The sequence below is a fragment of the Arthrobacter sp. zg-Y1116 genome (genome assembly GCF_024385485.1).
GTDB lineage: Bacteria > Actinomycetota > Actinomycetes > Actinomycetales > Micrococcaceae > Arthrobacter_B.
Genome location: NZ_JANFLR010000002.1, coordinates 111,509 through 123,340, shown reverse-complemented (window position 1 = coordinate 123,340; position 11,832 = coordinate 111,509). Strand labels below are relative to the sequence as shown.

The window sequence follows — 11,832 nt, the reverse complement described above, 5'->3', positions numbered from 1 at the left end:
GCGGCGGGTGAGAACGGGCTTGCGGGCGTGACCCCTCTCCCCCGCCCACCGGTTCCCCGCAACGCGGGCCGGACGGGCCCGGGCACGGGTGGCTACCGACTGGATCCGGCGTTTTATGAGCCTGGCCGTGTGCCTGCCGAAATGCGGCGGCACACCCAGGAAGAGTGGAAGAATCTGCCCGTCGGCAGCCCGGGCAAAGTCGGCATTCTTCAGCTCGGGTTCGCCTGCAACCGGGGCCGAACCGAGCTGGTGCAGCACTACCAGAAGTCACCGTTGCAGATCATGCATCCGCTCTATTTCAACCCGCTGCGCCCCGACATGGCTTACACCTACCTGATGTCCTCGGGCGGCGGCATTCTGCAGGGAGACCGGCTGCGCACCGATTTGACCTTCGGCCCCGGCACTTCGGCGCACGTCACCACTCAGACCCAAACCCGGGTCTACCGCATGGACCACGACTACGCCTCCGCGATCATGAACCTCACGGTCGAAGAAGGCGCCCATGTGGAGTACCTGCCCGAGCCCGTGGTGCCCTTCGCCGCTTCGCGCTACTACCAGCAGACATCAGTGGTGATCGACGAGTCGGCAACCTTGCTGCTCGGCGACACCATGTACGCGGGCAGGCTCGCCCGCGGCGAGCGGCACGCCTACGATGTGTACGCCTCCGACCTCGAGGTGCGGCGGCCGGACGGCCGCCTGGTTGCCCTCGACCGGGTTCGGCTCAGCCCGGGAGCGGGAGCCCACGGAGCGGTCTCCGGGGTCAGCGGGCTAGGCGTGCTTGCCAACCACGATGTGCTCGCCATGCTGTACGTCTTCACGCCCCTCGTTCCGGCGGCCCAGCTCGCTGATACCCTGCACCGTGCGCTTGCCGAAAGCGGCGGCGACGTGATCTTCGGGGTGAGCACGTTGCCCGGTGATGCCGGCGTGTGGATGCGCCTGGTGGGCAACGACACCGTAGCTGTGGCGGCCGCAAACACGGCCGCAGCATCGGCGGTACACGAGTTGCTGACCGGGAAGCAAGCACCCGCGATTCGAAAGAGCTAGAGAGGGGTCTAAGGGTGAGTGAACAAGCGAACACGCAAGAGAAGGCTGTGGCCCCGGGGCGCTCCTACCGTGCGCAGGTGGTGCTCGCCTTCATCCCGGTCGCGCTGTTGCACATCGCGGGCTTCGGACTGTTCTTCTTCCTGGTCGAACCGCTGCATCTGCAGCTGGGCTCCTCGGTCTTCGGGGTTGGTATCGCCGTGGTGGCCTACGTCCTCGGCGTACGGCACGCCTTCGACGCCGACCACATCGCTGCGATAGACAACACCACCCGCAAACTGGTGGACCTGCGCAGGCCGGCCGCCGGGGTCGGATTGTTCTTCTCCCTGGGGCACTCCACCATTGTGTTTCTGATGGCCGCGCTTCTGGCACTCGGGGTGAGCTGGGCCGTGGGGCTCAGCGATGACGGCAACGAGGTGCGCAACGGCCTCGGTGTCTTCGGTACGGTCGTCTCCGGAGTCTTCCTGCTGCTCATCGGACTCATCAACGCCGTCGCGTTCATCGGAATCCTCAAGGTCTGGCGGGCCTCGCGCAATGGCGACCTCGACCAGCTGGAGCTGGAGCGGCACCTGCAGGGCCGCGGCCTCATCAGCCGCCTTATCCGGCCGATGCTTCGTACCATCGACCGCCCGGGGAAGATGTATGCCGTTGGCTTTTTGTTCGGGCTCGGCTTCGACACCGCCAGCGAGATTGCCCTGCTGGTGCTGGCCGGAACCGGGGCAGCGACGGGGCTTCCCTGGTATGCCATCCTCTGCCTGCCCCTGATCTTTGCCGCAGGCATGAGCCTGTTCGACACGCTCGATTCAGCCATCATGGTGAAAGCCTATGGCTGGGCGAGCGTCAACGCGGTGCGCAAGCTGTACTACAACCTCACCATTACCGGGCTCTCAGTCATGATTGCCGTCATGATCGGTGGCATTGAGCTGGTCGGGTTGCTGAATGAGAAGCTCGGGCTCCAGGACCCACTCACCGGGTGGGTAGCCGCCATCGACCTGGAGAACGTGGGCTACATTGTCGTGGCCACGCTGATACTGGTCTGGTTGACCTCTACCGCCTACTGGCGGTTGGGCCATGTAGAGGAACGATGGGCGCTGGCAAGCAGCGGGGCGGGCACACCTGGCGGCGCAACCGCGCCCGGCGGGCCGGAGTTGAGGCAGACGCCTGGAAAGGACGCGCCGCCTGAGGACGCCCCGCCGAAGGAGCAAGCATGAGCAGCGCCAGTGCGGCCTCGCCGAACCCATCCATCTCGAGTGCAGGCTGGCTGAAGGGCTGGGGCCAGGGGCTGTCGCAGATCTTCTTCCAGAGCAATATCTACACGGCGTTGCTGATTCTGGCCGCCTTCGTTGTCGCGGACTGGCGCATGGCCGTGCTCGTGCTGATCGGCTGTGCGGGAAACACGGTGGGAGGGCGCCTGCTCAAGGCCGATTCATCCTCAGTGACATCAGGCCTGGAAGGTTTTTGCGGCGCCCTTGTTGGGGCTGCGACGTTCTCAACCATTGGGGGTCAGTGGGCGGCGTATCCCATCGCGCTCATCGGCGGCTTACTCTGTGCCCCGGTGACGTGGCTGGTGGTTGCGCTGTTCACCAAGACACCGCTGAGGGTGTTCTCCCTGCCGTCCACGACGGCACCGTTCTGCATCGTGGCGACGGGCATACTGCTCAGCACGGAGGCACTGCACGTGACCTCGGCGCCGTCGGCCACCATCGATTCCGAACCGCTCGCCTTTGCACGCTCCCTGCTGACGAATGTGTCAGAGGTGGTGCTGATCAACAACGTCTGGTCCGGCGCCCTCATCCTGCTCGGCCTGTTCGTTGCGAGCTGGAAGGTGGGGCTGGCCGGGTTGCTGGGCAGCGTCGTGGGCAGCTTGTGCGCCCTGGCAATGGGAGAGGCCCTAACCGAAACGGCCAACGGCCTGGCCGGCTACTCCGGTGTACTCACCGCGATTGCACTCGCCGTGGTCTTCCTCCGCAGCAGCACGCTCTCGTGGGTTCTGGCCGTGATCGGAACGGTGGTCACTGCGGTGGTGACAGTGATCATGCATGATCTTTCAGCTCCCACCTACACCTGGCCGTACATCCTCACCACGTGGGTCTTCCTGGTCATCGCCCATTACATTCCCGCAGCCAAGCGCCCATAGGCGCCCCTCGCCGGGGAAGTCACACGGTAGGCCTCACTTCTTCTTACACCTCTTCCTACACCGAGGCGCCCACCCAGAGGCCGAGCACGGCGGCCGCCACTGAGAGCACCAGCATGACGATACCGCTGATGAAGGATGCACCGTAGCGGCCCTCCTTAATCAACTGCACCGTCTCGTAGCTCGCGGTGCTGAAGGTGGTGTAGCCGCCGAGGAAGCCGGTCCCGATCACGATACTGAGGTCGGTCGACACAAAGTGCTCGATGGTGAGGCCGGTGAGCAGGCCGAGCACCACGGAACCGGAGACGTTGATGATGGTTGTTGCCCAGGCAAAGCGCGTCTTGAGGTGCGCGCGGATGAGTCCGTCAATGACGAACCGCACCGTTGCACCTACCCCGCCGGCCAGCGCCAGCAGCAGGAAAATTCCGGGGGTCATGAAGCATCCTCCTGCTTATGCTGCGGGTCCGAGCCGCGGGCGTGGAGACCGCTTGCGGCGGCAATGCCCGCCCAAGTGGCGCAGGCACCGACGATCACCGTGCCGAGGGCGTAGATTATGGCGGTCCAGGGAAAACCGTCGCGAAAGAGTACAGCGGTGTCGGTGGCCAGCGAGCTGTATGTGGTGAAGCCGCCGCAGAAACCGGTACCGAGCAGCAGTTTGAGGTTCTTCCCTGTCGGACCGGACCTGTCCAGGCGAGTGACAGCCTCGTAGAGGTAGCCGAGCAGAAAGGCACCGACCACGTTGATGATCGGGATTGCCACCGGCACTTCACCGAGGTTCGGTATGACCAGGGACAGGCCCTCGCGGCTGGCAGCACCGGCTCCGCCTCCGAGGGCGACAAGTCCGATGGGGCCCCAGCGCAGGTATTGTGGGCGCATTCCGGTACTCATTCCTTGCTTCGAGGATGGGTGGGCCCCGGCATCGGCGCGGGCTGATTGGGAGGCCACGTGCACGGGTTGCCCGGGGCCACGCCTAAGAATAAGGCGTTATTCCGTGGGGAATCGGGGGAAAAGACCCGTTTTTGAGGTTACTCCTGCCTTTTCCCGCCTTCAACGGCCGGCAGGCCTAGATCCACTGTGCGGCGCCGATTGGGTCTGTCTCCGCCCGCCGCGTTCCCTGACCGGGCGCCGTCCGGATCGGCCCGGACCGCTGGTGCAGCGGTCCGGGCCGATCAACCGGGTGTGGTGACTAGTGCCGGCTGTCCCGGCTCGTTGCGTCCGCTCCCGCACCTGCACTCACCGGTGCAGGCAAGGACGGGTCCGCCTCTTCCGTGTGCTCCTGGGGCCGCTTCGGCAACGGAGCGGGCTGGAGGTTACGGTAGCCGGACATGGCCGGCGGTTCGTCCGTAGGCAGCTCGGACAGCATTTCGCGCAGGATGCCCACGCCGTGTTCCAGCTGCGGGTCGTCCCCAGCCACATAGGCGTGCGGCGGGAAGGCCACCTCAATGTCCGGCTCCACCCCGCGGTTTTCCACGTCCCAGCCGACACCGCCCGTGAACCAGTAGGCGTGCCGCGGCTGGTTCACCACCGTTCCGTCGACCAGGTTGAAACGTCCGTCGATTCCGACGACGCCGCCCCAGGTCCGCGTGCCCACGACGGGGCCGATGCCGCGCAGCTTGGACACCTGGGTGACGATGTCGCCGTCGGATCCGGCGAATTCATCCGTCAGGATCACTACGGGACCGCGCGGTGCATGCGCCGGGTAGGGGGTGGGAGCGCCGCCGCGGGGAACGCTCCATGCCGTGACTTTCCGGCCGATCAGCTCGGCAACCAGTTGGGACGTGTGTCCGCCCCGATTCCGCCGGACGTCGACCACCAGGCCCCGCAGGGATGCTTCCTGGTCCAGGTCCCGGTGCAGCTGGGACCACCCGTTGGCCATCATGTCGGGGATATGCAGGTAGCCGAACTCACCGTTGGAGGCTTCCCGCACGAGGCGCCGGTTGGCACTGACCCAGTTCTGGTAACGCAGGCGTTCCTCGCTTCGCAGCGGAACGACGGCGATCCGCCGCTGTTCCGGCGCGCCGTCGCTGCCGGCGGACACAACGGTCAGTTCGACCGTCCTGCCGGCTGCTCCGGCGAGCAGGACGGCCGGTCCCTCGTTCGGGGGAACCGGCTGCCCGTCCACTGCGGCTATGACGTCACCGAGGTGGACGTCGGCACCCGGCGCAGTCAAGGGAGACGTGGCCGCGGGGTCTGAGGACTCGGCGCCGAGGATCCGCACCACTTCCCAGCCGCCGGCGCCGGGGCGCAGATCCGCACCGAGGAAACCCTGACCGCCCGAGCCCTGCTCGGTGACCGGAACGGGAGTGACATAGGCGTGGGACGTACCGAGTTCCCCGTGCATTTCCCAGAGCAGGTCCACGAGGTCGTCATGGCTTCCGAGGTTCTGGACCAGCGGCCGGTACCTGGCGTGGACACCGTCCCAATCGAGCCCGCCCATGTCCGGTGCCCAGAAGAAGTCACGCTGCAGGCGCCAGGCCTCATCAAAGGCCTGTCCCCACACCTTCACGGGATCGATCCGTATCCGGATCCGTTCCAGGTCCACGCGGATGTTCTCGGCCGAGTCCTCTTCCACCCGGGAAACTGCTGGAACCATGCGGACGCTGCCTTCGTGCTTCAGCACCACCTTGGTGCCGTCGCCGCTGACTTCGAAATCGTCCAGCGCCGGAACCAGGACCGATACGTCCTTCTTCTCCAGGTCAAAGCGCTCCAGCCTGGCGGCCGGATCACGGTCTGCTGCCGATGCGCGGCCGTCGCCGGTCACCCCGTAGATATCCGAGGACTGCCAGAGAAGTCCGCCCTCTGCGGCCCGGAGCTTTTCGTAGCGTCCCTGGGGCACCGGCACGGCAATCAGGCGGTCACCGATCCGCTCGGCGTCCACCTGCACCGGCGGCACCGTGTCCTGCGGCGCGTCTGCCTCGGTTCCGGACGCCGCCGTGTTCTTGGAGGCTGCGGGGGAAGTGCCGGATACCGACGGCCCGAACGGCGACGGCGTCCCGGCGGCCAGTGCCACCAGGAAGGGTTTGGTGGAGGACGGGAAGCTGAGGTCGAACCGGTGGGTGTCGTACACCGGGTCGAAGCTGCGCTCCGAAAGGAACGCCAGATAAAGGCCGTCGGTGGTAAACGAAGGATCATGGTCGCTAAACCGGCCGTCGGTTATATCCACTACGGGCGCTGCTGTATCCCGCACGGACCGCAGGCGTATCCGCGACCGGCCTTCGCCGCTGGACGGTTCAGCCCAGGCGAGCCACTGCGAGTCCGGGGAGAAAGCCAGCTGGTCGACGGCCCCGAAATCGGAAGACGCAACGGGGAACAGCTCGGCGGTGGCCACGTCCAGCACAAACACTTCACCGTATTCGGTGGAGACGCCCACGTGCTGTCCGTCCGGGCTGGCAACGAGCTGGCTGACGCGGGTGGGGCGGTCGAACCCTACCCGGATGGTCGCGGCAGCTGCCCCAGCCTCCGGCGCTCCTGTAGGTGCCGATTCGGCGCCCTCCGTCCCGACGTCGTGCCCCGGTTCCCTGATACCGGTTTCCCGGGCGGCCGAAACGGCAGCTCCGGAAGCGGACACCGGGCTGGGCAGAACCAAACCGTTGCCCTCACCGGCGCCGGCAGCCGGAATCCCTCCGGTGACTCGTTCCGTGGCAGCCGGACTGGCCGCCACCGTGCCGAGCTCGGCGAAAACGTCCTTGATGTAGATCGCTTCTTCGCCGCCGCGGTCCGCCACGTACACGGCACGGGACCCGTCCAACGGCCTGCCCAGACGGGCGCGGACGGTCGAATCTGCCTCGATCACGCGCGACGGCCCGTCCCGGTGGGTCAGCCAGTGCAGGGTTCCGTGGCTCTCCACCACGCTGGCGGTTCCCTTGGTATCGGGAACAACCGCTGACAGGTGCTTTGCGACGTTGAGCGGACGCGGCCGGCGGGCAGTGCCGGCTGAGCCCAGGACGATGTCCAGCGGCTCTGCTTCGGCGTCCAGCGAGGACAGGAGCCAGATGCGTCCTGCGGATTCGAACACGATGCGGCTGCCGTCGGAGGAGGCGTGCCGAACATAGAATCCTTCGAAGTCGGTGTGCCGGCGGAGATCCTCCCCCTGGGGTGTCACCGAGTAGAGGTTGCCGTAGCCTTCGTGGTCCGAAAGGAAGACCACCCGGCCGTCGATCCACATCGGGTCCGACAGATTGCCGTCCAGTTCCGGGACGAGGCGGAGGAATTCCCCGTTGCCGTCGGCGTCGATCCAGAGCTTTCCTGCGGTGCCGCCGCGGTAGCGCTTCCACCATGCCTGCTCCCGGGTGAGCAGGCTGCCGATCACCATCGGGCGTTCATCGCCGACTGCGGGGCCCTCGGCAATGGTTTCCACCGGGCCGTACGGAAGCTTGACCGGCGCCGACCCGTCGAGAGGAACCGCGAAGGCCCAGCGGAGCCGATTATCCTCCTGTTCCACGGAGCACGTGGCAATGGCCGCTCCGGCAGAGTTGAATCCCTTCAGGCGCGTGCTCTGGCTGCCCCAGAAGGTCAGCTGCCGGAAGTTCCCGCCGTCAACGTCTGCCGTGACGATTTCCGGTGCACCGCCCTGGACCACCTGCCAGGCAAGCCGGGTTCCGTCCGGGGAGAACTTCGGGCTACGGGCCGGCAGCTGCATCGCGGAGACCCGCCAGGCGCGGCCACCGCCCACGGGAGCCATCCAGACATCGTCTTCGGCGACAAAGGTGACGAGGTTCCCGTGCAGATCGGGGTAACGGAGGTATGCAGTTGGACTCATGGGACGATCCTATCTTTCGCCGCTGCCTTGTCCGTGTAGGCTGCTGCCTCATTGCGGAGCCAGGATGCGGCTGATCCGCCATTCTCCCCCGCTTCGCACCAGCATCAGCAGCACCTCCTGCTGCTGTGCCTGCCCGTGACGCAGCACCGCACCGGCGCTGTCCACCTGCGTGTAGCCGGATACCCGCAACCGAACGCGCAGCTCCGCCGTTGCCGTTCCCTGCGCCGCCGGGGCAGCCCCGCTGCCGTCCACCACGGCTGCCTCCATGACCAGTCCGGACAGGGCATGCCCTTCAGTAGCGAGCCGCGCAACCTGCTCCTGATCGGCCTGCAGCGCTTCCGACCCCGGTGCATTCACGTACTGAAGCAGCGACGGGTCCGCACTGGCAAAGGCCCTGCTCCGCAGTTCGGCGAGCGCGGGCAGGGCCTGTGCCGGATCCTCCGCCGCAGTCACTGCCCGGAGTGACTCCACGGTTTCTGCGGGTCCCCCCGGTGCGGGCCGTGTTGGAACTTCCGGCGTTGAAGCTTCCGGCGTTGGTGTCGGGGCAGGAGCGGGCGAAGGAGCGGAAGTGCCCCGGGCAGCCCCCTGGGAACCGCCGGGTGGATTATCCGGGGCACCGGCACCGGCACCACGGGCACGCAGGAGATCAGGGGCGGCGAGCGCTATCCCGGCAAGAAGCAGGACCGCAACAACCACCACCGCGGCTGCCACGGGGAGCACCATGCTTCCCATGGGGGAACTACGGGACCCGCGGCCGCGTTGAGCGTGCCGACCGTCCCTGCGGGTCCCCGGTGCCTGGCCCCGGGCGGCATTCTCTTCGACGCTCCGCTCCCGAACCACCGGTGCCCGATCCGCGTCAGGCCCGCCCCCTGGCAAAGCGTTCCCCCGCCTGCCGCTTCCCCACCGGGCATTCCCCCACCAGCCCCTCCCTGCCGCACCCGGCATCCGGGCCATTCCCCGCGCCTGCCCTCGTCCGCGCCCCTGCCTTCGTCCCAGCGCCCTGCTGCGTCCCCCTTCCGGTTCCCGTCCTCCAGCTACACCGGACGGACCCCGCTTACCCCGCCAGCGCTTCCGTTTCTCCGTCCCGGCTCCGGCGGAACCGGTACGGCGCGTCAGCAGCTCCGGATGAACGTCCGGATGGACGGCGGCCACCAGGTCTACCGGCAGCGCAGGAGCGCTCCGGAACGCTGCCGCCGCAAATTCGTCGGCTGCGGGCCGTTCGGCAGGATCCTCCGCCAATCCCGCTTCCAGCAGGGCCGGCAGCTCCCGGCCGACGCCCGGAACCAGAATCGACAGCGGGGGACGGTCACGGCTGGGCGGAGGAGTCCGCCCGGTCAGCAGAAACCAGCCCGCGGCGGCCAGCGCATACATATCCATTGCCGCCCCCAGCGCCGGCTCTGCGGCGTCCGTGCTCTCCGGCGCAGAGAACCCGGGTGTCCCCAGGCGCCGTGCCCCGGGCTCTCCCAGCAGCCGTCCCGAGCCGAAATCCGCCAGCAGCGGCCTGCCCTCGGAAGTGAACAGGATGTTTCCCGGTGATACGTCTCCGTGTGCCGCACCCCGGGCATGGAGGTACCCCAGGGCTTCGGCTATCCCCACGAGGATGCTGACCGCCTCTCCGGGCCGGACCGGACCCCGGGCAGCCACCAGACCCGCAGCGCTGCCGCCGGCCGCGTATCCGCAGATGAGGCCCGCACCGTGATTCGTCTCGACCACCGCGTACATCCGCAGCAGATGCGGGTGCTCCAGGCGGGCGAGGATATTGACCTCCCGTCGGGCTTCGAAGGCGTTCAACGCCCCGCCTCCCCCGGTTGCCGGGACTTTCAGCGCGAACGGAGCGCCGTCGTCGTCACGCACCAGCCACACGGCAGCGCTGCCGCCTACTCCCAGCAATCGCTCTATCCGGAAACCGGGCACCTCGGGTGCGGGAGGTACCGGATTTCCGCCACTGGCCGCGGGATGTTCCGCCGGCTGAGTCGTGTCCATGAAAGCAAATTCTTACCCTCCACACGGACCGCGGAGCAGTTATCCACAAGGTAGGGGGGACCGCGGGAAGACCAGGAAAACGCCCCTGGCCGGGCAGGCCTGAAGTGTGGTCCACATTACGTCTGCGGGGGTCTAGGCTAGTGGCCATGGCTTTGGAGTTCACCCGCGTAGGCCTGTCTCCGCACTACGTGGAATATTCAGCAGGCTGGAACCTCCAGCAGCAACTGCACCGGCAGGTACGTGAGGGCAAGGCGCCGAACACGGTGCTGCTGCTTGAGCACACCCCCGTATATACCGCCGGACGGCGTACCGAGCCGCACGAGCGGCCTTTCGACGGAACTGAAGTGGTCAACGTGGACCGGGGCGGGAAGCTGACCTGGCACGGTCCGGGACAGCTCGTGGGATATCCGATCCTGAAGCTCGCCGATCCCGCGCGCGTGCTGGCCTATGTTGACGCCCTGGAAGCGGCGGTCATCAGCGTGCTGCAGGACTACAAAATCCCCGGCGTCCGGGTCGAAGGGCGTTCGGGGGTGTGGATCCGCGGAGACGGGCAACCTTTCGGGCGTCCGGACCGCAAGATTGCAGCCGTCGGTATCCGCGTCCACGAGGGTGTCACCATGCATGGATTCTCGCTGAACTGCAGCAATGATCTGGCGCCCTACAGCCAGATCATCGCCTGCGGCATCAGCGACGCGGGAACCACGTCGATCAGCGTCGAGACGGGACAAGCAGTGTCCCCGGCCGACGTCGTCGCCCGCGTGGAAGACGAACTTGCCGCCCGCGAGGCGGACCTGACCGGCACCACCCCCTCGAAGAACTTCCCCGGCATCGGCGCCGTCCCTGCCGGCGGCCGGCCGAAAGGAGCCCTGCTGTGACCCTCGCCCCTGAAGGCCGGCGCCTGCTGCGCATTGAACAGCGCAACGCCGCCGTCCCCGTGGAACGAAAGCCCGAATGGATCAAGGCCAAGGTAAACATGGGCCCTGAATACGTTGAGCTGAAGAAGCAGGTGAAGAAGGAAGGCCTGCACACCGTCTGCGAGGAAGCGGGCTGCCCCAATATTTTCGAATGCTGGGAGGACCGCGAAGCGACGTTCCTCATCGGCGGGTCCGAATGCACCCGGCGCTGCGACTTCTGCCAGATCGACACCGGCAAGCCCTCGCCGCTGGACCTGATGGAACCCACCAAGGTGGCACGCTCCGTCCAGCAGATGAACCTGCGCTACGCCACGGTCACCGGCGTGGCCCGCGACGACCTCGAAGACGAGGGCGTCTGGCTCTATGCCGAAACGATCCGGAAAATCCACGAGCTGAACCCCGGCACCGGCGTCGAGATCCTGATTCCGGACTTCTCCGGGAAAGTGGAGCACATCATCGACATCTGCGAAGCCCTGCCCGAGGTCTTCGCCCACAACGTGGAAACGGTTCCGCGCCTGTTCAAGCGCATCCGCCCCGCCTTCCGCTACGAACGGTCCCTTGACGTCATCACCCAGGGCCAGAACATGGGCATGGTCACCAAGTCCAACCTGATCCTGGGCATGGGTGAGACCCGAGCGGAAATCTCGGGCGCCCTGAAGGACCTGCGGGACTCCGGGTGCGACCTGATCACCATTACCCAGTACCTGCGCCCCAGCGAACGCCACCTGCCGGTGGACCGCTGGGTCAAGCCGCAGGAATTCGTCGAGATCAGCACCGAAGCCGAGGAACTGGGTTTCCTCGGCGTCATGAGCGGGCCGCTGGTGCGCTCCTCCTACCGTGCCGGGAGGCTTTGGGCGGGGGCCATGCGGCGCAAGGGGCGCGAGCTGCCTCCGCAGCTGGCGCACATCGAGGATTCGGGAAGCACGCTCCAGGAGGCCTCCTCCATCCTCGCCCGCGGGTGACGGCGGCCCGGTTCCCCGGGCACTGCGCCGCCCCCTGCC

The 11,832-nt window shown here is 67.0% G+C and carries 9 protein-coding genes; 5 read left to right on the top strand and 4 right to left on the bottom strand.

Annotation, left to right across the window (positions count from 1 at the left end):
* The first annotated feature begins 129 nt into the window (after positions 1-129).
* The 3 genes from NNX34_RS07230 to NNX34_RS07220 are packed head-to-tail and all read left to right on the top strand — an operon-like array spanning position 130 to position 3,178.
* The gene (locus tag NNX34_RS07230; RefSeq protein WP_255765847.1) at positions 130-1,044 is read left to right on the top strand and encodes an urease accessory protein UreD; all 915 of its coding nucleotides are present in this window, start codon (positions 130-132) and stop codon (positions 1,042-1,044) included.
* Between the two features lie 14 nt (positions 1,045-1,058).
* Positions 1,059-2,252, top strand: a complete 1,194-nt coding sequence (locus tag NNX34_RS07225; RefSeq protein WP_255765846.1) for a HoxN/HupN/NixA family nickel/cobalt transporter — start codon at positions 1,059-1,061, stop codon at positions 2,250-2,252.
* Positions 2,249-3,178, top strand: a complete 930-nt coding sequence (locus tag NNX34_RS07220; RefSeq protein WP_255765845.1) for an urea transporter — start codon at positions 2,249-2,251, stop codon at positions 3,176-3,178. Before NNX34_RS07225 ends, NNX34_RS07220 begins: the two co-directional genes overlap by 4 nt.
* Before the next feature lie 55 nt (positions 3,179-3,233).
* Here the strand turns inward: NNX34_RS07220 and crcB are convergent, their stop codons facing one another.
* The 4 genes from crcB to NNX34_RS07200 form a co-directional block, all read right to left on the bottom strand.
* Positions 3,234-3,611 (bottom strand): fluoride efflux transporter CrcB, encoded by a 378-nt coding sequence (crcB, locus tag NNX34_RS07215; RefSeq protein WP_255765844.1) that lies wholly within the window; start codon positions 3,609-3,611, stop codon positions 3,234-3,236.
* Positions 3,608-4,051 carry a CrcB family protein gene (locus NNX34_RS07210; protein WP_227922526.1) on the bottom strand — a complete coding sequence of 148 codons (444 nt, stop codon included), beginning with the start codon at positions 4,049-4,051 and terminating at the stop codon, positions 3,608-3,610. Before NNX34_RS07210 ends, crcB begins: the two co-directional genes overlap by 4 nt.
* Positions 4,052-4,361: 310 nt before the next feature.
* Positions 4,362-7,934, bottom strand: a complete 3,573-nt coding sequence (locus tag NNX34_RS07205) for a S41 family peptidase (RefSeq protein ID WP_255765843.1) — start codon at positions 7,932-7,934, stop codon at positions 4,362-4,364.
* 48 nt (positions 7,935-7,982) lie between these two features.
* Positions 7,983-9,917, bottom strand: a complete 1,935-nt coding sequence (locus NNX34_RS07200) for a serine/threonine-protein kinase (protein ID WP_255765842.1) — start codon at positions 9,915-9,917, stop codon at positions 7,983-7,985.
* A 146-nt stretch (positions 9,918-10,063) separates the two neighbouring features.
* Here NNX34_RS07200 and lipB point away from each other — a divergent pair, with 146 nt between their 5' ends.
* On the top strand, positions 10,064-10,792 hold the full coding sequence (lipB, locus tag NNX34_RS07195) for a lipoyl(octanoyl) transferase LipB (protein ID WP_255765841.1): 729 nt from the start codon (positions 10,064-10,066) through the stop codon (positions 10,790-10,792).
* A complete protein-coding gene (gene lipA, locus NNX34_RS07190) occupies positions 10,789-11,793 on the top strand; it encodes a lipoyl synthase (RefSeq protein WP_255765840.1) in 1,005 nt (334 codons plus the stop codon). The genes lipB and lipA overlap by 4 nt, the downstream gene beginning before the upstream one ends.
* The last annotated feature ends 39 nt before the right edge of the window (positions 11,794-11,832 follow it).

Excerpts from the sequence above, each read along its gene's own strand:
- NNX34_RS07220 (WP_255765845.1), top strand. The coding sequence starts at position 2,249 with ATGAGCAGCGCCAGTGCGGCCTCGCCGAACCCATCCATCTCGAGTGCA.
- crcB (WP_255765844.1), bottom strand. The coding sequence starts at position 3,611 with ATGACCCCCGGAATTTTCCTGCTGCTGGCGCTGGCCGGCGGGGTAGGT.
- NNX34_RS07210 (WP_227922526.1), bottom strand. The coding sequence starts at position 4,051 with ATGCGCCCACAATACCTGCGCTGGGGCCCCATCGGACTTGTCGCCCTC.
- NNX34_RS07205 (WP_255765843.1), bottom strand. The coding sequence starts at position 7,934 with ATGAGTCCAACTGCATACCTCCGTTACCCCGATCTGCACGGGAACCTC.
- NNX34_RS07200 (WP_255765842.1), bottom strand. The coding sequence starts at position 9,917 with ATGGACACGACTCAGCCGGCGGAACATCCCGCGGCCAGTGGCGGAAAT.
- lipB (WP_255765841.1), top strand. The coding sequence starts at position 10,064 with ATGGCTTTGGAGTTCACCCGCGTAGGCCTGTCTCCGCACTACGTGGAA.